Raw genomic sequence first — 19,642 nt, 5'->3', positions numbered from 1 at the left:
CAACCCATGGCGTCGCCGGCACCTCACGGCTGGGCGGTGAATAAATCCTCGCGCCCGGGTGTTCACCCTGGAGAGTGAGCTTAATATTTTCTTAACCCGCTCATTTCAGACTGATGATCGTATTTCTCGATATTTCAAAGCGAAATTTTCCGCTTTAATTCGATAGGTAAATCATTAGTCTTGGGCGCATCACTTACAGGATTCCGGCAATGCAGCTACGCAACTCATCTTCTCGCTACGGTGCGGTCAGCATATTCCTGCATTGGGGCGTTGCCCTGGTGGTCTTCGGTCTTTTTGCGCTGGGCTTGTGGATGGTCGGGCTCGACTACTACAGCGAGTGGCGCAAGGCGGCTCCGGACCTGCATAAAAGCATTGGCCTGACCCTGTTCGCCGTGATGGTGCTGCGACTGCTCTGGCGTTTCATCAGCCCGCCGCCGCCACCGCCTGCCAATCATGGCCGGCTGACCCGGCTGGGCGCCAAGTTCGGCCATGGGTTCCTCTATCTGGGTTTGTTCGCCCTGATGTTTTCCGGGTACCTGATTTCCACCGCCGAAGGTGTCGGGATCCCGGTGTTCGACCTGTTCGACGTGCCGGCCTGGATTTCCAGCATCCCCGACCAGGCGGATGTGGCCGGTGCGGTGCATCTGTACCTTGCCTGGACGGTGGTGATCTTTGCCGTTCTCCATGCCCTGGCAGCCCTGAAACACCATTTCATCGATCGTGACGCGACGCTGACCCGCATGCTGGGTCGCAAAGCCTGATGTTCAACCTCGACTCAAAAGGAATACGCAATATGTTGAAAAAGACACTCGCCGCTCTGGCAATCGGTTCTGCACTGTTGACTGCTGGTCAGGCGATGGCTGCGGACTACGTGATCGACAAGGAAGGCCAGCATGCCTTCGTTGATTTCAAGATCAGCCACCTGGGTTTCAGCTACATCATGGGTACCTTCAAGGACCTGGACGGCAAGTTCAGCTTCGACCCGGCCAAGCCTGAAGACAGCAAGATCGAAGTCAACGTGCGTACTGCCAGTGTGTTCACCAACCATGCCGAGCGTGACAAGCACATCGCTAGCAAGGACTTCCTGGACGCTGCCAAGTTTGCCGAAGCCAAGTTCGTCTCCACCAGCGTCAAGTCCACTGGCAAGAATGCCGATGGCAAGGACACTGCCGATGTAACGGGTGACCTGACCCTGCACGGCGTGACCAAGCCGGTCGTGGTCAAGGCCACCTTCCTGGGTGAGGGCAAGGACCCATGGGGCGGCTACCGTGCAGCGTTCGAAGGTACTGCGCATATCAAGCGTTCGGACTTTGGTCCGATGAAGGATCTGGGCCCTGCGTCCGACGCGCTGGCGCTGTACATCACCTTTGAGGGTGTGAAAGCGAAGTAATGCTGAGTCTGTAGGAGCTGGCTTGCCAGCGATAGCGGTGGTGAATGCACCATCGCAATCGCCGGCAAGCCGGCTCCCACAGTGGACCGTATTGACCGCAGCTACGCGTCAAGGCTCAAGACGGTTCCTACAGCAAGTGGGTGTCCTCAATGACACCCAATAAAAAACGCCCCCGGCTCTCACGAACCGGGGGCGTTTTCATTGCACCGAGAACTCAGCGATTGCGCGTCAGCAACGCCGGTTTCTCACCCCGAGGGCGTCCTGGCAACTGATCCAACTGCTCAGGCGTCGGGAAGCGATCGCTCTTCGACTCTTTATGAATGATCTTCGGTGCCGGACTGCGCGGGTTCTGCACGGCCGGTTCTTCACGCTGATAATCATCGCGGGCCGGACGGCGGTTGCGCGACTCTTCACGACGTGCCTGACCGTCACGCGGAGCGCCACTACGCGGACCGCTGCGCTTGGCCGGTGGAGTACCCGTACTGGCGCCGCTGCTGTTGCGCGGACCGTTCTGACGACCTTGCGACTGGCCGCTGCGTGGCGCGCCTGCACCGCCACCTTGTGCCGGGGCACCCGGACGACGGCCACGGCCCTGTGCCGGCTTGGCCTGGGGCACGTAGTCGACGCGGTTACCGAAGTTATCGATATCGTCGTCAAGGAACTCGTCCGGGGCACGGTCGGCCGCCGCGCGCGGTGGCTGGCTTGGCTGGCGCTGTTCGCGGGCCGGGGTGCCTTCACGCGGCTTCTGCTCACGGGCCGGACGCTCGCCACGAGCGGCCTTGTCCTTGCCGCCCTTGTCCTTGCCTTTGTCGCGACGACCGCCACCGCTGCCGTTCGGGCCATCGCCCTTCGGCCCGCGTGGGGTGCGTGGATTACGCACGTCCGGACGCTCGCGCACTTCCGGCTTCTCGGCTTCCACGGCGCTGGCATCGAAGCCCATCAGGTCGCCGTCGGCGATTTTCTGCTTGGTCATGCGCTCGATGCTTTTCAGCAGCTTCTCTTCGTCCGGCGCCACCAGGGAGATGGCCTCGCCTGAACGACCGGCCCGACCGGTACGACCGATACGGTGCACGTAGTCTTCGTCGACGTTCGGCAGTTCGAAGTTCACCACGTGCGGCAGCTGGTCGATATCCAGGCCGCGGGCGGCGATATCGGTGGCTACCAGGATACGCACTTCACCGGCCTTGAAGTCGGCCAGGGCCTTGGTGCGGGCGTTCTGGCTCTTGTTGCCGTGGATGGCGACGGCGCTCAGACCGTGCTTGTCCAGGTACTCGGCCAGACGGTTGGCACCGTGCTTGGTGCGGGTGAACACCAGGACCTGTTCCCAGGCGCCGGCGGTGATCAGGTGGGCCAGCAGCGAGCGCTTGTGGCTGGCGGCCAGGCGGAAGACGCGCTGTTCGATACGCTCGACCGTGGTGTTCGGCGGCGTGACTTCGATGCGTTCCGGATTGTGCAGCAGCTTGCCGGCGAGGTCGGTGATGTCCTTGGAGAAGGTCGCCGAGAACAGCAGGTTCTGGCGCTTGGCCGGCAGGCGGGCGAGGACCTTCTTCACGTCATGGACGAAGCCCATGTCGAGCATGCGGTCGGCTTCGTCCAGCACGAGGATTTCCACGTGGGACAGATCGACGCTGCCTTGGCCGCAGAGGTCGAGCAAACGACCCGGGCAGGCCACCAGTACGTCGACACCGCGGGACATGGCCTGAACCTGTGGGTTCATGCCGACACCGCCGAAGATGCAGGCGCTGACGAATTTCAGGTCGCGAGCGTAGACCTTGAAACTGTCGTGCACTTGGGCCGCCAGTTCGCGGGTCGGGGTCAGGACCAGTACCCGCGGCTGGCGCGGGCCATGGCGCTGGGATTTGTCCGGGTGGCCATTGGGAAACAACCGTTCCAGGATCGGAAGGGCGAAGCCGCCGGTTTTACCCGTACCTGTCTGTGCCGCAACCATCAGGTCGCGACCTTGCAACACGGCGGGAATGGCCCGCTGTTGCACCGGAGTAGGCTCGGTATAGCCGGCTGCCTCGATGGCACCGACCAAAGCCTCGGAGAGACCGAGGGAAGCAAAGGACATGAGTAATCCTGTTCAGTTAGGGCTTGGCCCGATGGGAATCTTGCCTGGCGCGAATGGCGTTTCAGGTTCTGTAAGAGGAAAGCGGCCCGCATGTCGAGCGGGGCTGGCGAGTTTTCTTACGGACCCCGGGGGCGCATCCCGTCCGGTCCTGCTGGGCCTTGAGGCTCTACGCACTGCTCGCGCGGGCCGTGGGGCGGCGCTGGTCGCAGTGTCGGAATACCTGAAGCAAGGTCGAGCGTCCGGGCGTAAGCCTGGCGGGAACGCCGGAGTATAACAGAGCAAACGCCGTGCGCTGCTTTCCTGCTGCTCAACGGTTTGTGCTTTCGTTATCGAAGGGCTGGTCTGTGCCTCTCATGCAGGAGCAAGGCGTTTTTCCTGGTGGCCCGGACGCTATTATCGGGGTGATTGTTGCAGCAGGTGTTGATGGATGGTTTCCCGACGTTTGCCCAGCAACAGGCGCACGGTGACGCTGCCGAACCATTGGGTCAATTGCTCATTGGTCAGCGGTTGCTTCAGGCGTTTTTCCAGGCTCTCACGAGATCTCTCCCACCAGGCCGTGCCACACGCCTGATCGAACTCGTTGGCGTGCTCGTAGCAGCCATAGAGCAGTTCCCGGAAGAATTGGCGTTGCTGTTTTGGCAAGGTCAGGGTCATGAGCTTGTTGCGCATGCGGTGCCCGCGAGGTGGGCGCGGCAGACGGCCATTGACCAGGCAAGCGTCGTCGAGTGCTTCGCGGCTGAGGGGGGCTGCGCCGTGCTTGCGCAACCAGGCCTTGACCTTGGCACGGAACAGCACCTTGCGGCCCCAATAGTGGTGAATCAGATCCGGGCACTCCCTGACGTTCCAGGTGCGGTAGGCCGCGACCGACAGGCAGAACTCCTCCAGCGTGTAGGCGCCCTGGGCGAAAGGAAAGAGTTCATCCATCAACTGTATGGATCGGTCCATGAGGCTGATGTCTTGCCGATTCAGCCCAATCACCCCGGAATTGAGGGTCATCATCTGATCGTCGGCCAGGCCCTTTTCCTTGAGAAGAGCTGAGAGCGCCGTGTACAGCGTCATCTTCTTGTCGACGCCGTAGGCACCATAGATAACGTTGCACAGCAAGGTGCCTGGTTCTACGCGTTTGAACAGCTCCATGGGGGAGCAGTGGAAGAAGGTGTCGGTGTCGATCAGTATCGCTTGCTCGGCCTCTTCGAGAACGGTGCGCATCACCACATGCTTGATTCGGAAATGATAGCCGTGGGGCTCGCTCCAGCGTTTACGAGTGGCTTCGTCCAGTGGGCGGATGCGCACCGGTAACAACCGATAAGGTTCAGGGTTATCGGTGAAAACCTGGATATCGAGTTCCGCGCCGGGGGTCTCGCGCAGGCGAGCAAGCGCGCTGGCAATACTGAAGACGGCTTCCTGATGATAAGTCTCGGTGCCGAAGACCAGGTAGACAAGTTGCGGGCGAGAGGCGGGCATAGTGGTCATGGGCGGCGATCCTTCGTGAATGCAGACTGCAGCCCCTGGATTTCCAGGGGCTTGCAGGGCTCAGCGGGGCAGCTTCAGGTTGTTCCAGATGGCCAGGCTCGGTTCCGCCTGGTTCAGGGTGTAGAAGTGCAGCCCGGGTGCACCACCTTGCAGCAGGCGTTCGCACATCTGGCTGATCACCTGCTCGCCGAAGGCCTGGATGCTCTGGGTGTCGTCACCGTAGGCTTCCAGTTGCTTGCGGATCCAACGTGGGATTTCCGCGCCGCAGGCGTCGGAGAAACGCGCCAGCTTGCTGTAGTTGGTGATCGGCATGATGCCCGGCACGATCGGGATATTCACACCCAGCTGACGCACGCGCTCGACGAAATAGAAGTAGCTGTCGGCGTTGAAGAAATACTGGGTGATCGCACTGTCGGCGCCGGCGTTGGCCTTGCGCACGAAATTGCGCAGGTCGTCTTCGAAGTTGCGCGCCTGGGGGTGCATTTCCGGGTAGGCGGCGACTTCGATGTGGAAGTGGCTGCCGGTTTCTTCACGGATGAAGCTCACCAGGTCGTTGGCGTGACGCAGCTCGCCGCTGGCCATGCCCATGCCGGAAGGCAGGTCGCCACGCAGGGCGACGATGCGCTGGATGCCGGCGTTCTTGTATAGCTCCAGCAGGCCGCGCAGGTCGGCCTTGCTGTCGCCGACGCAGGACAGGTGCGGCGCGGCGGGAATCTTTACTTCGCTCTCGAGCTGCAGCACGGTGTTCATCGTGCGGTCGCGGGTCGAGCCACCGGCACCGTAGGTGCAGGAGAAGAAGTCGGGGTTGTAGTCGGCCAGCTGACGCGCAGTGGCGAGCAGTTTTTCCTGCCCAGCATCGGTCTTGGTCGGGAAGAACTCGAAGCTGTAGCGACGATCTTGGGACATGGTCGTATCCTTGGAAACTCGAAAGCCGGACGCGAGCCCCTGTAGGAGCGAGATTGCTCGCGATGAAGGCGATGCGGTGTGTCAGTTGCACCGCCTCGCGAGCAAGCTTGCTCCTACCGGGAACCGGGCGTATCAGTAGCGATAAGCGTGCGGCTTGAACGGACCTTCGACGGTGACGCCGATGTAGTCAGCCTGTTGCTTGGTCAGTTGAGTGACCACGCCGCCGAAGCCGCGAACCATTTCCAGGGCCACTTCTTCGTCGAGTTTCTTCGGCAGCACTTCCACGGTCAGGCGCTCGGCTTTCTGAGCGGCGGACAGGTCGGCGTACTTCTGGCCGAACAGGAAGATCTGCGCCAGTACCTGGTTGGCGAACGAGCCGTCCATGATACGGCTTGGGTGGCCGGTGGCGTTGCCCAGGTTCACCAGGCGGCCTTCGGCCAGCAGGATCAGGTAGTCGTCGTTCTGCGGATCGAAATCGCCATGGCCGGTGCGGTGGATCTTGTGCACCTGTGGCTTCACTTCTTCCCATGCCCAGTTTTTGCGCATGAAAGCGGTGTCGATTTCGTTGTCGAAGTGACCGATGTTGCAGACCACGGCGCGCTTCTTCAAGGCCTTGAGCATGTTCGCATCGCAGACATTGACGTTACCGGTGGTGGTAACGATCAGGTCGATCTTGCCCAGCAGGGCGGCGTCGATGCTCGCGGCGGTGCCGTCGTTCTGGCCGTTGATGAACGGCGAAACCACTTCGAAACCGTCCATGCAGGCTTGCATGGCGCAGATCGGGTCGACTTCGGACACCTTGACGATCATGCCTTCCTGACGCAGGGACTGGGCCGAACCCTTGCCCACGTCACCGTAGCCGATCACCAGCGCCTGCTTGCCGGACAGCAGGTGGTCGGTGCCGCGCTTGATGGCATCGTTCAGGCTATGACGGCAGCCGTACTTGTTGTCGTTCTTGCTCTTGGTCACCGAGTCGTTGACGTTGATGGCCGGGATTTTCAGCTCGCCCTTGGCCAGCATGTCCAGCAGGCGATGCACGCCGGTGGTGGTTTCTTCGGTCACGCCGTGGATCTTGTCCAGCATGGCCGGGTATTTCTTGTGGATGATCTCGGTCAGGTCGCCGCCGTCGTCGAGGATCATGTTGGCGTCCCAAGGCTGACCGTCCTTGAGGATGGTCTGCTCGATGCACCACTCGTACTCTTGCTCGGTCTCGCCCTTCCAGGCGAATACCGGGATACCGGCGGCGGCGATGGCGGCAGCGGCCTGGTCCTGGGTCGAGAAGATGTTGCAGGACGACCAGCGCACTTCGGCACCCAGGGCAACCAGGGTCTCGATCAGCACGGCGGTCTGGATGGTCATGTGGATGCAGCCGATGATCTTGGCGCCTTTGAGCGGTTGCTCACCGGCGTACTTGCGGCGCAGACCCATCAGGGCCGGCATTTCCGATTCGGCGATGATGGTTTCGCGACGGCCCCAGGCAGCCAGGGACATGTCGGCGACCTTGTAGTCGTTGAAATCTGCAGGCGTGTTGACAGCGCTCATGAAGAGCCTCCATTCGTAAGTATGCGAATGGGCGCCGTTGTGCGTTTAGTGTCCGTGCAGGGAACCCTGACCGAACAACGCCCCATCCGAGCCTGACAGGTCGAACCTGCTGCAGCGCCCCTCGGACAGGTGGCGGGAAAACGGTACCAAGAGAAGGTTACCGTTTTGAAACGGCGGGCAGTATAACGCGGCTTTTGCGGCTTGCCCAAGTGATTAGCGTGCAGTTTGTCGCGCCGACCCGCGCGGGTCGACGCTGAAGGTTTCCTGCAGGGGGGCTCAGGGCTGAAAGTCGAGCTCCAGGGCCATCGAGAAATAGCCGAGGATCGAGCCGTCGTTCTTGAGCAGGGCAAAGCGCAGATCGACTCCGGTACGGCCATGGGCGTTCAGCCGGCTTTCCCAGAAATAGTCATCCGCCATTTCGGTTTCCAGCTCCAGCGGATTGTCGAAGCGCGGTCGTGGCAGGCGGACGCCGGGCCGCGTGGAAGCTTTCGCGGGGGCGAGGATGGCGTTATCGAGGACCTGGAGGTCATGCACGAAAAACAGGTTTTCTCCGCGCAGTGCAATCGGTGCGCAGCGGATATGCAGGTTGTCGCCGGGTTGCGCCGAAAAGCTGAAGGGCTGCCGGTCCGGGCCCTGCCAGTGTTCCGGGCGACCGCCCTGGATAAACAGGTGGCGCGCCTGGGTCGCGGTCGGCGAATCCGCCGAAACACTGGGCGTCGGATGGTTTGCGAGCAGGGTTTCGCTGTCCAGGATGAACAGCAGGTGTCTGTCGAACGAGTCTTGGGGCATGGAGGTTTCCTTCCCTGAGTCTGCCAATGCTACGCCCTGGCCGTGTTGCCCCGGTCAGCCGTGACGAGAGTCGCCAGGGGGTGACGCTTCGCGTTGGCCACGAAGCGTCGGTGGAGGATCCCGCCTCAGTTATGGATGCTGATGAACGGATCCCAGGAGAAGTAGCCGCATGGCTTGCAATCGCGGTCCACGATCATGAAGTTGAAGTGGTAGGTCACGCGACCGGTCTCCAGGGTTTCCGACGACCAGTAGTAGTTATCGACTTTCTGGCAGGTCGGGATGACCGGGTTGCTGGTATTGGGTTGGGCGTACGAGGCGGTCGCCTTGCGTGGCGTCGGGGTCGAAATCAGGTTGGCGCCGACGTTGCCGATGAACCGATAGAAAATCACCGATTTCTCGAAGCCCAGCGACAGGCTGGTTTCACGCCAGCGGATCAGGTCGCCGACCTGCGCCTTGAGATCGAGTTCACCACCGGCCTGGCCACTGACCACATTGTCCTGGTTGGTGATCATGTAGACGTGTTGCCAGTCGATCAGCGTCGGGGCGTCGGGGTTGCGGCTGGGGTTGGGGTATTTTTTCAGGATGGTTTCGGTGTCAAAGCTGACGAGTACATCGGTAACTCGAGACATGTTAAGCGTCCTTACTTGGTGGTGGGTCAATGGTGAGATGCTGGTCCCCCCATGGCCTTGCGGAGCTTGCGCGTCCTGCGCATTGCTTTGATGGCGCTGTGTTGCCAAGTTCCGGTTGGCTGAATGCTGGGTCCGTTCCAGCAGGTCACGGACGCAGCATAGACAAGGGTGGAGGGCTGTCAAACAACCTCGCGGACCACGGGTCATTTTGCGACTGATGTTCGCAAGCGGTTGGAGTCGCCGGGCAAGCGTTCTAACATGAGGGTTCAGGCCTGTCGGATAGTGTCATCCGGCGGCAAGCCGGTCAGGAGAACGCATGAATTTCCACACCCGCAAATGGGTCAAACCCGAAGACCTCAATCCCAATGGCACGCTGTTCGGCGGCAGCCTGCTGCGCTGGATCGACGAGGAGGCGGCGATCTACGCCATCGTCCAGCTGGGCAACCAGCGTGTGGTGACCAAGTACATTTCCGAGATCAATTTTGTCAGCGCCTCGCGCCAGGGCGACATCATCGAGCTGGGTATCACTGCCACCGAATTCGGTCGTACGTCCATCACCCTGACCTGTGAAGTGCGCAACAAGATCACCCGCAAAAGCATCCTGACCGTGGAGAAAATGGTCTTCGTCAATCTCGGCGAGGATGGCCTGCCGGCGCCCCATGGGCGGACCGAGATCAAGTACGTGAAGGATCAGTTCAAGGATGACGAGCCCCATCCCTGACGCCTGACGCGCTCCTATATTTGCTGTTATTTTGTAATAAATTATCGTTTTACGATGATTTTTGCCCCTGTTAGTTTCTTTGGCTGGTCATCCGGCCAAAGACAACAGGAGTATTCGATGAAAGACGATCGCTTGATCAAACACAGTCGGTTGCTGGCAAGCGCGACACTGGTCTTGCTGGTGAGCATGTTGCTGCTCAACCTGGCTTGCTGGATTTTTCCGAACCTTGTCGAACATGGGTTGGACTTCAACCTGACCTCCCTGGTCAGGGATCTTGAGGTCGATATCGCCGCCATGCCCTGGTGGCAGGTGGGTGGCGGCATGCTGCTGAGCAGCCTCCCGTTGCTGATCCTGACGCGCGGGCTGGAAGCGCTGCGCTCGTTGTTCCGGGCGTATGCGCAAGGTGAGTATTTCTCGCCGGAAGCGGCCGGGCTGCTGGGCACGGTAGGCAAGAGTGTCGGCCTGTGGGTGCTTTCCAGCGTGCTGCTGTATCCGCTGATGAGCGTGTGGATAACCCTGTTGCTGCCTCCGGGAGAGCGCATGCTGAGTTTCGGTTTCAGCCCCGCTCACCTGGTCGCCCTGTTTCTGGCCGCCGCGGTCATGCTGGTGGCCCGGATCATGGGCAATGCCTGCCAGATGGCCCGTGAAAGTCAACAATTCATCTAGTGGGATGTATCGATGTCGATTGAAATAACGCTGGATGTGATGCTGGCCCTGCGCAAGGTCAAGTCCAAGGACCTGGCGGCGCAGATTGGCATCACCGAGCAGAATCTTTCCTTGTTGAAGCAGGGCAAGGTCAAGGGCTTTCGCCTGGCGACCCTCGAGGCCATTTGCGAGGCGCTCGATTGCCAGCCCGGCGATCTGCTGAAATATCAACCCACCGTGAAAGACTCCGACGCTTAAGCCGAGGTGTTCACCCTCTGCTGAGTGCGCCGTGGTGGTGTCAGTCTAAACAGCCGTGGAGAGTTGGCATGTCGGTTTCTGTGGGTTGTCCGGTTATGCGCTAGTGTTGTGGACAATGCCGCTGGGCACTCTTCAGGGACTCTGCCATGACCGTTGCTTTCTGGTGTGTATTGATCGCGATTCTCCTGCCTTACGTGTGTACCGTCATCACCAGGTTCGGTGGCGGCAAGTTCGGCCTGCGGGAGAACCATGACCCGCGGGCCTTTCTCGACGGTCTTGAAGGTTTCGGCAAGCGGGCCCACTCGGCGCAGTTGAACGGCTTCGAGGTCGCCCCGGCCTTTGCCGCGGCGGTGATCATTGCCCATATCGCCGGCACTGCGTCACTGGTGACCATCAATGTGCTGGCGGTGCTGTTCATCACCAGTCGCCTGCTCTACATCATCTGCTACCTGGCGGACTGGGCGATACTGCGCACGCTGGTGTGGTCTGTCGGCATGGCCTTGATCGCGGCGTTCTTTTTCGCCTCGATCTAAGGCTCGCTCCCGTCTTCCGATCAGGCAGTGATCAGCTGCCTGTTTCCGCTGCCTTGGGCAACGCCATGCCCTTGGGCCACAGCATCCAGAGATTGCCTTTCTGCTTCATGTCCCCGGCCAGTTGCCCCGCCGCATCGCCGGTGCCCCAGAACAGGTCGGCGCGGACCTCGCCGGCAATCGCGCCGCCGGTGTCCTGGGCCGCCACCGGACGGACCAGGGCACTGCCATCCGGCTTGGTCGTCGACAGCCACAGCAGGCTGCCCAGCGGAATCACTTTGCGATCCACCGCCACGCTGTAGCCGGCCGTCAGTGGTACGTTCAGCGAGCCGCGCGGGCCTTCGTTGCTGTCCGGGTTGCGGGCGAAGAACACATAGCTGGGGTTGCTGCCGAGCAATTGCGGGATACGCGTCGGATGCGCCTTGGCCCAGGCACTGATGGCGCCCATGGTGACGTCTTCCTTCTTCAGTTCGCCTTGTTCCACCAGCCAGCGACCGATGGCGCGATAGGGGTAACCGTTCTGGTCGGCGTAACCGATCCGCAGTTGCTGGCCGTCGTCCAGGCGAATCCTGCCGGAACCCTGGATCTGCAGGAATTGCAGGTCCATCGGGTCGGTCAGCCAGGCCAGCACCGGGGCCTTGACGCCCTGGGTGGCGATCAGCGCCGCATCGTCATAGGGTTTCACCACGCGGCCTTCGAGCCGCCCCCGCAGGCGCTTGCCCTTGAGTTCGGGGTAGAGGCTGTCGAGCTGCACGACGATCAGGTCGTCCGGTACGCCATAGACCGGCACCGTGGCCTCGGCGGTCTGGGTCAGGCTGCCGCGGTAGACGGGTTCGTAGTAGCCGGTGATCAGGCCGTCGGCACTGTTCTGCGCCGAGCGCAGGCCGTAGACCTCCAGGTTCTGCCGGAGAAAGTCGCGAATGGCCGCCGGGGTGTCGGCGACATTCGCGGCTGCCAGGCAGGTCGGCCCCCAGTTGGCGTCGGCCTTGAGCCGGGCGCAGGCGCCACGCCACGAACGGAAACCGGCTTGGAGGTCCGCATCGGACACCGCCGGCAACGCTTGCCAGTCCGCCTTGAGGTAGGTGGTCAGCGGGGCGGGCGCCGGGGTTTCCTTGTGGTTGCAGCCGGCGAGCAGGGCGAAGGCGCAGAGGCTTGCAGCCAGTCGTTTGAAAGTGGTGTTCATACAGCGGTGAATTCCTTGGGTGATTGCCTGTTCAGACTCTGTTCAGCAAATCCACTGATTTAGTGTGGTTAAAAAGGGGTCGAACTATTGGTGTTTGGCGATGAGGCGAGGATACTGGCCGCCGTTTCCCGTGACCTGAAGCCACCATGACTCTTAAAAGCCTTTCTGTTGTATTGCTGGCCTGCCTGGCCCTCAGTGCTTGCGGCGGCGTCGACCCGAATTCTCCTTTAGGGCAACGCAAGACCATTTTCAAGCAGATGCTCAAGACCAGTGAAGACCTGGGCGGCATGCTGCGCGGCCGCATTCCCTTTGACGGGCCGCGTTTCGTCGAGGGATCGAACCAGCTCGACAGCCTGTCCCATGAGCCGTGGAAGCACTTCCCGCAAGTCAAGGAAGCGGATCATACCAGTGCCCGGGATGCGGTCTGGCAGAAGCAGGCGCATTTCCAGGAGTTGGCCCGCTCGCTGGAGTCCGCGACCGGGGAGTTGCGGCTGGCCAGTCAGGTCCAGCCGTACAAGGCCAGTATCCTGAAGCCGGCGGTCGAGAAGGTAGAGGACGCCTGCGATGCCTGTCATAAGGAATTTCGCGATCATTGAAGCACGGGGGATGGCGCGCCCGGCTTCTGTTCGGCACCCTGTCCCCGTTGCTTATTTGTCCAACTCATCCAGCGCGCCCTGCAATTCCTTGCGTGACTCGGCCAGCTTTTCCTTGCGCTTGTTGATCTTGTCCGGATCGCCTTTTTTCATCGCCTTGTCGAGGTCGGCCTGACGTCGGCTGACTTCGTGCTTGGCGTCGAGCACCTTGTTTTCCCGTTCTCTTTTCAGCGAAGCATCGGTGCAATGGGTGGTCACTTCGTCCAGTGCCTTTTCCAGGCCGGCCTGCTGCTCGCTGTTGCCCTGGGTCTTGGCGATGTCGAGCTGGCTGCCGATGGCCTGGCGCTTGGCGGCGCAACCGGTCAGTGCAGTGGGCTCTTCGGCGGCCAGCAGGGGGGTGGCCAGGATGCTGCACAAGGTTAGGACCGCCAGCGGTGGAAAAAATCTCATAGACACTCCGGACTGAAACAATGATTGAAAAACAGTCACTCTGAAAATAGATGGCAATACTGTCTGTATGAATAGTCTGAATTAATCAGGGATTATGTCTCTAAAATCCCTCGATACCGGCGTTACGTAATGTTTCGGCCAGTTTCTGTACTTCCTGGTCGCGGAAAAATGCGCTCAGTTGGATCGCCCGCTCAGCTCCGACGCCGGGCATGGCCTGCCATGTCTCGAGCGTACGGCCTGCCAATACCGACCAGGGTTCGTCCAGGGCGGTCGTGGCGGCGGGCGGCAGTCCCAGCGCCTTGAGCCAGTGCTCGAAAGGTCGCTGGCGGGCCAACCGGACCGTCTCAAGCCATCGCGCACGGCTGCGCGGGCCGAAGCCGGCCATGGTAACAAGCTCTTCCTCCTCCAGGGTCAACCAATCGAGCAGTCGCTCGATGCGCCCGCTTGCCACCAGCTTTTCCCAGGTACCGCCGCCCAGGTGAGGCAGATCCAGTCCCTGCTTGCCGCTCAGCCAGCGCAAGCGGGCGAGAAACTGGCTTTCGCAACCCGGGCCGTACTGCCAGCAACTCAGTCCGTGGAAGCGCCGAGGGTCGGGGACGGGCAGCGGCTCACGTTCGGTGCTGCGCCAGACCACGCTGTCCAGGCGGGGGATGGTCAGGCCGGCGAGGCTGATCGCGACCTGGTCGCCGGGGCGGATATCCAGGGCCTGCCAGCGTTGCAGCGAGCCGAGACTGACCCGCTTGATCTGTCGGTCATCGAGTCGCACCGGCGTCAGCTCCAGCATCGGGGTGATCCGCCCGGTCCGCCCGACCTTGAAACTGACCTTGCGCACGTGGGCCAATGCCTGGGCGTGAGGATATTTCCAGGCCACGCTCCAGTAGGGTGGTTGGGCTTGCCAGCCATGCGCGGCGGGGCGCCGGCTCTGGCGCAGAACGATGCCGTCGCTGGCGAACGGCAAGGGATGGCGGTACCAGTGGTTGCGCCAGTGTTCGGCCTGGCTGAAATCATCGACGGGCTGGCTGTAGGTCTTGCTGTCCGGGAAGCCCAGCGCTTCCAATCCGTCCAGCCGTTCCGTCTGCGTCGCCGGCCCTTGCGGCCAGTCCCAGACAAACAGGCCGATACCCTCGGCTTCCGTGCTGCCCAGCTGGTGCCGGGCCATCAGTCCGGCCACCGTGCCACGGGCGTTCAGGCTGCCTTGGCGGGCCTGCACGTGATTCGGCAGGCGCCAGTACAACTCGCCTTGCAACACCAGGTCGCGGGCGACGGGCAGGGTGCCGGGGATCGCCGGGATCTTGCGGGCCGAGGCGGTCCAGTCCTGCCCGCTCAGCCCGTTGCCGCGACTGATGGCCTGGTGCAGCCGGCCCTGGCGATAAACCAGGGTCACCGCCACGCCATCGACCTTGGGCTGAACCCACAGGCCTTCGCGGTCTTTCATCCAGGCCCGGACGGCCTCGGCGTCCGGCAGCTTGTCGAGGCCGGTATGGGCGGTCGGGTGGACGGCGGGACCTGCCGCGCCCGGTGGTGTGTCCCGCTTGCCGGGCGGCAGGTGGAAACAGCCGCGCCACTGTTCGAGCCGTTGGCGGGACTGGTCGTAGAGTTCGTCGGCTACGGGTGAGAGGCCTTGACGATGGTAGCTTTGGTCCCATTGGGCCAGCTGTGCTTGCAGGGCGTCGATTTCTCGCCGGGCGCGCTCCGCCTGCCAGTCCGGGCAAGCGTGGGCGTGGGCAGCAAGGCAAACAGCGAACAGCAGAAAACCACTGGAGAGGCGCATCCTGAGCATCCTTGCTCGACCTAAAATCCAAGCCTAGATCACGGCGCGCATAAAAAAGCCCCGCGCGAGGCGGGGCTGTTTTACTGGGTGTGTCGGCTTGCTTGAGCCGACCGACCAGCAGGGGAAATTACAGGTTGGCGGCGTCGCGCAGCGCGGCGGCGCGGTCGGTTTTTTCCCAGGTGAACGTGGTGAAGGTGTCGTCGCCCACGGTCTTGGTTTGCGGCGCGCGACCGAAGTGGCCGTAGGCAGCGGTGTCCTGGTACATCGGGTGCAGCAGGTCGAGCATGGTGGTGATCGCGTAAGGACGCAGGTCGAAGACTTCGCGAACCAGCTTGATGATCTTGTCATCGCCGATCTTGCCGGTGCCGAAGGTGTTCAACGAGATCGAGGTCGGTTGGGCGACGCCGATGGCGTAGGACACCTGGATTTCGCAACGGTCGGCCAGGCCGGCGGCGACGATGTTCTTGGCCACGTAACGACCGGCGTAGGCGGCGGAACGGTCAACCTTGGATGGATCCTTGCCGGAGAACGCGCCACCGCCGTGACGGGCCATGCCGCCGTAGCTGTCGACGATGATCTTGCGACCGGTCAGGCCGCAGTCGCCCACCGGGCCACCAATGATGAAGTTGCCGGTCGGGTTGATGTGGAACTGGGTGTCCTTGGTCAGCAGCTCGGCCGGGATGACGTGCTTGACGATCAGCTCCATCACGCCTTCGCGCAGGTCCTTGTAGGACACTTCCGGGTTGTGCTGGGTCGACAGGACGATGGCGTCGACGCCGACGACCTTGCCGTTTTCATAGCGGCAGGTGACCTGGGACTTGGCGTCCGGGCGCAGCCATGGCAGCAGGCCCGATTTGCGGGCTTCGGCCTGACGCTGTACCAACTGGTGGGAGAAGGTGATCGGCGCGGGCATCAGCACGTCGGTTTCGTTGCTGGCGTAGCCGAACATCAGGCCCTGGTCACCGGCGCCCTGGTCTTCCGGCTTGCTGCGGTCAACGCCCTGGGCGATGTCCACGGACTGCTTGCCGATGATGTTCATCACCCCGCAGGTGGCGCCGTCGAAGCCGACGTCGGAGCTGTTGTAGCCGATGTCGAGGATCACGTTACGGACGATGTCTTCGAGGTCGACCCAGGCCGAAGTGGTCACTTCGCCAGCGATGATCGCCACACCGGTTTTCACCAGGGTTTCGCACGCGACGCGGGCGAACTTGTCTTCAGCAATGATGGCGTCCAGCACCGCATCGGAAATCTGGTCGGCGATTTTGTCCGGATGCCCTTCGGACACGGACTCGGAGGTGAAAACGGAATATTCGCTCATATCGATGGTTTTCCTGAGTTACCGATGTGTGTGGCGCCAGCGGGTCGCTGAAAGTGGCGAACCTGGATCTGGAAACCATTACGTAAGCCTACATAGAGGCTGTCCTCGGGCACGAGCCCCGCAGCGATGGCCCAACGGGCCAGATCGTCCTGTTCGAACCCCAGCCAGAGATCACCGCAGGCCTCCCTGGCCCAGCTCTGGTTGTGGCTACACAATTCTGTCACTAACAAACTACCGCCAGGTTGCAGCAGGCCGGCCATCTGCTTGAGGGCCTCGGCCGGCGCGGCGAAATGGTGCAGCACCATGTTCAGGACCACGCAGTCGGCTTGCAGCCTGGCCTCCTGCAAGGCATCGGCCAATTGCAGGCTGACATTAGCCAGGGCTTCGCGCTCACACAGCTGGCGAGCCAGTTCGAGCATGGCCGGGCTGTTGTCCAGCGCGGTGACCCGCTGGAAGCGCCGCGCCAGTTCCGGCAGGAAGGCGCCGTCGCCGGGGCCGACTTCCAGGGCCGTGGCCTGGGGGGCGAAGCTCAGCTTGTCGAGCAGCGCCAGGACGCTGTCGCGGTACTGCGGCAGGCCGGCGATCAGGTCTTGCTGGGCGCGGAACTTTTCCGCCACCCGGGCGAAAAAGTCCTGGCTGGCGGCGGCGCGCTGGCTGTGCACCAGGCCGATGCGGGCCTGGACGTCGCCCGGCAGGTCGAGCGCGTCGACCTCCTCAAGCAGCGCCGCGTGCAGCTTGCCGCCCAGGCGCCCGGTGTGGGGCAGGGCGCGCCGGTAGAAGATTGCATTGCCTTCACGACGAGTGGCCACCAGGCCGGCCTGGGCCAGTACTTTCAGGTGGTGGCTCATGCCGGACTGGCCGATGCCGAAGATCTGCGCCAGCTCCAGCACGCCGAACGAATCGTTGGCCAGGGCCCGCAAGACGTTCAGGCGCAACGGATCGCCGCCGGCCTTGCACAGGGCGGGCAGGTCGTCGCTGTCGTCATGACGGATCTCGGGCGCGGGTAAATTCATAAGGCCAGCAGTCTAGTGACCCCTCGGTCGGCTAGCAAGATCAATATCAAAAAGTTTTGATATTGATGGATGGGCGGCACTTTCCGCTCTTCGCGGTGCTCTATAGGTCGGTGGCGGAAAGGATTCATCCGCGCAATGGGCAACTATCCGCAGGAAAAACGCCTCGCAGTGACTATCTGTCATTGCCCCTTGGCGGTCCCTGAGGGAAAATGCTCGCCTTTTTTCCGTTTCGTTTTATTTACTTTCGAATCAACATCCCCAGGAGATCAGCGATGCCCAGCCGTCGTGAGCGTGCCAACGCCATTCGTGCCCTCAGCATGGATGCCGTGCAAAAAGCCAACAGCGGCCATCCCGGTGCCCCCATGGGTATGGCGGATATTGCCGAAGTACTGTGGCGTGACTACCTGAAGCACAACCCGAGCAATCCGTCGTTCGCCGACCGTGACCGTTTCATCCTGTCCAACGGCCATGGCTCGATGCTGATCTACTCGTTGCTGCACCTGACCGGCTACGACCTGTCGATCGACGACCTGAAGAGCTTCCGCCAGCTGCACAGCCGCACCCCGGGTCACCCGGAATACGGTTACACCGCGGGCGTGGAAACCACCACCGGTCCGCTGGGCCAAGGCCTGGCCAACGCCGTCGGCTTCGCCCTGGCGGAAAAAGTCCTGGGCGCACAGTTCAACCGTCCCGGCCACAACATCGTCGACCACCACACCTATGTGTTCCTCGGTGATGGCTGCATGATGGAAGGCATTTCTCACGAAGTCGCTTCCCTGGCCGGCACCCTGGGCCTGGGCAAGCTGATCGCCTTCTACGATGACAACGGCATCTCCATCGACGGCGAAGTCGAAGGCTGGTTCACCGACGATACGCCGAAGCGTTTCGAAGCCTACAACTGGCAGGTGATCCGCAACGTCGACGGCCACGATCCGGAAGAGATCAAGACCGCGATCGAGACTGCCCGCAAGAGCCAGCAGCCGACCCTGATCTGCTGCAAGACCACCATCGGCTTCGGCTCGCCGAACAAGCAAGGCAAGGAAGATTGCCACGGCGCCCCGCTGGGTGACGCGGAAATCGCCCTGACCCGCGAAGCGCTGAAGTGGAACCACGGCCCGTTCGAAATCCCTGCCGACATCTATGCCGAGTGGGACGCCAAGGAAGCCGGTCGCGCGGTCGAAGCCGAGTGGGACCAGCGTTTCGCCGCCTACTCCGCGGCCTTCCCGGCCGAAGCCAAAGAGCTGGTTCGTCGCCTGAACGGCGAGCTGCCGGCCGACTTCGCCGAAAAAGCCTCGGCCTACATCGCCGAAGTCGCGGCCAAGGGCGAAACCATCGCCAGCCGCAAGGCCAGCCAGAACGCCCTGAATGCCTTCGGTCCGCTGCTGCCTGAATTCCTCGGCGGTTCGGCCGACCTGGCCGGTTCCAACCTGACCCTGTGGAAAGGTTGCAAGGGTGTCAGCGCCGAAGATGCCAGCGGCAACTACATGTACTACGGCGTGCGCGAGTTCGGCATGACCGCGATCATGAACGGTGTCGCCCTGCACGGCGGCCTGGTGCCTTACGGCGCGACCTTCCTGATGTTCATGGAGTACGCCCGCAACGCGGTGCGCATGTCGGCGCTGATGAAGCAGCGCGTGATCCATGTCTACACCCACGACTCCATCGGTCTGGGCGAAGACGGCCCGACCCACCAGCCGATCGAGCAACTGGCGAGCCTGCGCTGCACGCCGAACCTCGACACCTGGCGTCCGGCCGACGCGGTGGAATCCGCCGTGGCCTGGAAAAACGCCATCGAGCGCAAGGACGGTCCTTCGGCGCTGATCTTCTCCCGGCAGAACCTGCAGCACCAGGTCCGCGATGCCGCGCAGATCGACAACATCAGCCGTGGTGGTTATGTGTTGAAGGATTGCGCGGGCGAGCCCGAGCTGATCCTGATCGCCACCGGTTCCGAAGTCGGCCTGGCGGTGCAGGCGTTCGACAAGCTGACCGAGCAGGGCCGCAAGGTTCGTGTGGTGTCGATGCCGTGCACCAGCCTTTTCGATGCCCAGGACGCGAGCTACAAGCAGTCGGTGTTGCCGCTGCAGGTGGGCGCGCGGATCGCCATCGAGGCGGCCCATGCCGACTACTGGTACAAGTACGTGGGCCTGGAAGGTCGCGTCATCGGCATGACCACCTACGGCGAGTCGGCACCTGCGTCGGCCTTGTTCGAACACTTCGGCTTCACCCTGGAGAACATCCTCGGTCAGGCTGAAGAGCTGCTGGAAGACTAAGAGCCGAAAGGCTTGCATTCGGATCGCGAGCAAGCTCGCTCCTACAAAGGGCGGTCGTTCACACCATTTTGGAACGACCGAAACCCTGTA

General features: G+C 62.1%; 19 protein-coding genes and 1 riboswitch. Of the genes, 8 read left to right on the top strand and 11 right to left on the bottom strand.

From position 1 onward, the window contains the following. Positions 1 to 209 precede the first annotated feature (209 nt). A complete protein-coding gene (locus UCMB321_RS25340; protein WP_040071410.1) occupies positions 210 to 761 on the top strand; it encodes a cytochrome b in 552 nt (183 codons plus the stop codon). A 32-nt stretch (positions 762 to 793) separates the two neighbouring features. Next, positions 794 to 1,390 (top strand): YceI family protein, encoded by a 597-nt coding sequence (locus tag UCMB321_RS25335; protein ID WP_040071409.1) that lies wholly within the window; start codon positions 794 to 796, stop codon positions 1,388 to 1,390. Between the two features lie 214 nt (positions 1,391 to 1,604). Here UCMB321_RS25335 and rhlE2 read toward each other — a convergent pair whose 3' ends face one another. From rhlE2 to UCMB321_RS25305, 6 genes are all read right to left on the bottom strand, one after another. Next, a complete protein-coding gene (gene rhlE2 / locus UCMB321_RS25330; protein WP_040071408.1) occupies positions 1,605 to 3,461 on the bottom strand; it encodes an RNA helicase RhlE2 in 1,857 nt (618 codons plus the stop codon). 393 nt (positions 3,462 to 3,854) lie between these two features. Then, positions 3,855 to 4,934: a hypothetical protein gene (locus UCMB321_RS25325; RefSeq protein ID WP_040071407.1), complete on the bottom strand. Its 1,080-nt coding sequence runs from the start codon at positions 4,932 to 4,934 to the stop codon at positions 3,855 to 3,857. A gap of 60 nt (positions 4,935 to 4,994) precedes the next feature. Next, a complete protein-coding gene (metF, locus tag UCMB321_RS25320; RefSeq protein WP_040071406.1) occupies positions 4,995 to 5,840 on the bottom strand; it encodes a methylenetetrahydrofolate reductase [NAD(P)H] in 846 nt (281 codons plus the stop codon). A 132-nt stretch (positions 5,841 to 5,972) separates the two neighbouring features. Continuing rightward, positions 5,973 to 7,382, bottom strand: coding sequence for an adenosylhomocysteinase (gene ahcY / locus UCMB321_RS25315; protein ID WP_040071405.1), 1,410 nt, complete (start codon positions 7,380 to 7,382; stop codon positions 5,973 to 5,975). A 22-nt stretch (positions 7,383 to 7,404) separates the two neighbouring features. Further along, positions 7,405 to 7,511: riboswitch (S-adenosyl-L-homocysteine riboswitch) on the bottom strand. Positions 7,512 to 7,658: 147 nt separating this feature from the next. After that, positions 7,659 to 8,171: an AidA/PixA family protein gene (locus UCMB321_RS25310; protein WP_040071404.1), complete on the bottom strand. Its 513-nt coding sequence runs from the start codon at positions 8,169 to 8,171 to the stop codon at positions 7,659 to 7,661. Between the two features lie 125 nt (positions 8,172 to 8,296). After that, a complete protein-coding gene (locus UCMB321_RS25305) occupies positions 8,297 to 8,800 on the bottom strand; it encodes an inclusion body family protein (protein WP_040071403.1) in 504 nt (167 codons plus the stop codon). Positions 8,801 to 9,116: 316 nt separating this feature from the next. Between UCMB321_RS25305 and UCMB321_RS25300 the strand changes: the two genes are divergently transcribed. The 4 genes from UCMB321_RS25300 (at position 9,117) to UCMB321_RS25285 (ending at position 10,957) form a co-directional block, all read left to right on the top strand. Then, positions 9,117 to 9,521: an acyl-CoA thioesterase gene (locus UCMB321_RS25300; RefSeq protein WP_040071402.1), complete on the top strand. Its 405-nt coding sequence runs from the start codon at positions 9,117 to 9,119 to the stop codon at positions 9,519 to 9,521. Positions 9,522 to 9,638: 117 nt separating this feature from the next. Further along, the gene (locus UCMB321_RS25295; protein ID WP_040071401.1) at positions 9,639 to 10,187 is read left to right on the top strand and encodes a DUF2975 domain-containing protein; all 549 of its coding nucleotides are present in this window, start codon (positions 9,639 to 9,641) and stop codon (positions 10,185 to 10,187) included. A 12-nt stretch (positions 10,188 to 10,199) separates the two neighbouring features. Beyond that, on the top strand, positions 10,200 to 10,424 hold the full coding sequence (locus UCMB321_RS25290; RefSeq protein ID WP_040071400.1) for a helix-turn-helix domain-containing protein: 225 nt from the start codon (positions 10,200 to 10,202) through the stop codon (positions 10,422 to 10,424). Between the two features lie 146 nt (positions 10,425 to 10,570). After that, positions 10,571 to 10,957: an MAPEG family protein gene (locus UCMB321_RS25285; protein WP_040071399.1), complete on the top strand. Its 387-nt coding sequence runs from the start codon at positions 10,571 to 10,573 to the stop codon at positions 10,955 to 10,957. A gap of 31 nt (positions 10,958 to 10,988) precedes the next feature. Here the strand turns inward: UCMB321_RS25285 and mltA are convergent, their stop codons facing one another. Then, positions 10,989 to 12,137, bottom strand: a complete 1,149-nt coding sequence (gene mltA / locus UCMB321_RS25280; RefSeq protein WP_040071398.1) for a murein transglycosylase A — start codon at positions 12,135 to 12,137, stop codon at positions 10,989 to 10,991. A gap of 146 nt (positions 12,138 to 12,283) precedes the next feature. Between mltA and UCMB321_RS25275 the strand changes: the two genes are divergently transcribed. Continuing rightward, on the top strand, positions 12,284 to 12,733 hold the full coding sequence (locus UCMB321_RS25275) for a c-type cytochrome (protein WP_040071397.1): 450 nt from the start codon (positions 12,284 to 12,286) through the stop codon (positions 12,731 to 12,733). A gap of 51 nt (positions 12,734 to 12,784) precedes the next feature. On the opposite strand, the gene UCMB321_RS25270 is transcribed toward UCMB321_RS25275, so the two are convergent. The 4 genes from UCMB321_RS25270 to UCMB321_RS25255 form a co-directional block, all read right to left on the bottom strand. Next, entirely contained in the window at positions 12,785 to 13,180 is a 396-nt protein-coding gene (locus tag UCMB321_RS25270) for a DUF1090 domain-containing protein (RefSeq protein ID WP_040071396.1), read from the bottom strand. Between the two features lie 100 nt (positions 13,181 to 13,280). Continuing rightward, complete coding sequence (ligB, locus tag UCMB321_RS25265; protein ID WP_040071395.1) at positions 13,281 to 14,951, bottom strand: NAD-dependent DNA ligase LigB; 1,671 nt, start codon at positions 14,949 to 14,951, stop codon at positions 13,281 to 13,283. Positions 14,952 to 15,078: 127 nt separating this feature from the next. Beyond that, positions 15,079 to 16,269: a methionine adenosyltransferase gene (gene metK / locus UCMB321_RS25260; protein ID WP_040071393.1), complete on the bottom strand. Its 1,191-nt coding sequence runs from the start codon at positions 16,267 to 16,269 to the stop codon at positions 15,079 to 15,081. Then, positions 16,266 to 17,282, bottom strand: a complete 1,017-nt coding sequence (locus tag UCMB321_RS25255; RefSeq protein ID WP_040071392.1) for an ArsR/SmtB family transcription factor — start codon at positions 17,280 to 17,282, stop codon at positions 16,266 to 16,268. Before UCMB321_RS25255 ends, metK begins: the two co-directional genes overlap by 4 nt. Positions 17,283 to 17,554: 272 nt before the next feature. Between UCMB321_RS25255 and tkt the strand changes: the two genes are divergently transcribed. Next, on the top strand, positions 17,555 to 19,552 hold the full coding sequence (gene tkt, locus UCMB321_RS25250) for a transketolase (protein WP_040071391.1): 1,998 nt from the start codon (positions 17,555 to 17,557) through the stop codon (positions 19,550 to 19,552). The last annotated feature ends 90 nt before the right edge of the window (positions 19,553 to 19,642 follow it).

Origin of the sequence: Pseudomonas batumici (assembly GCF_000820515.1) — a bacterium.
In the GTDB taxonomy this organism is placed as follows: Bacteria; Pseudomonadota; Gammaproteobacteria; order Pseudomonadales; family Pseudomonadaceae; genus Aquipseudomonas; species Aquipseudomonas batumici.
This window is presented reverse-complemented; position numbering and strand designations above follow the sequence as displayed.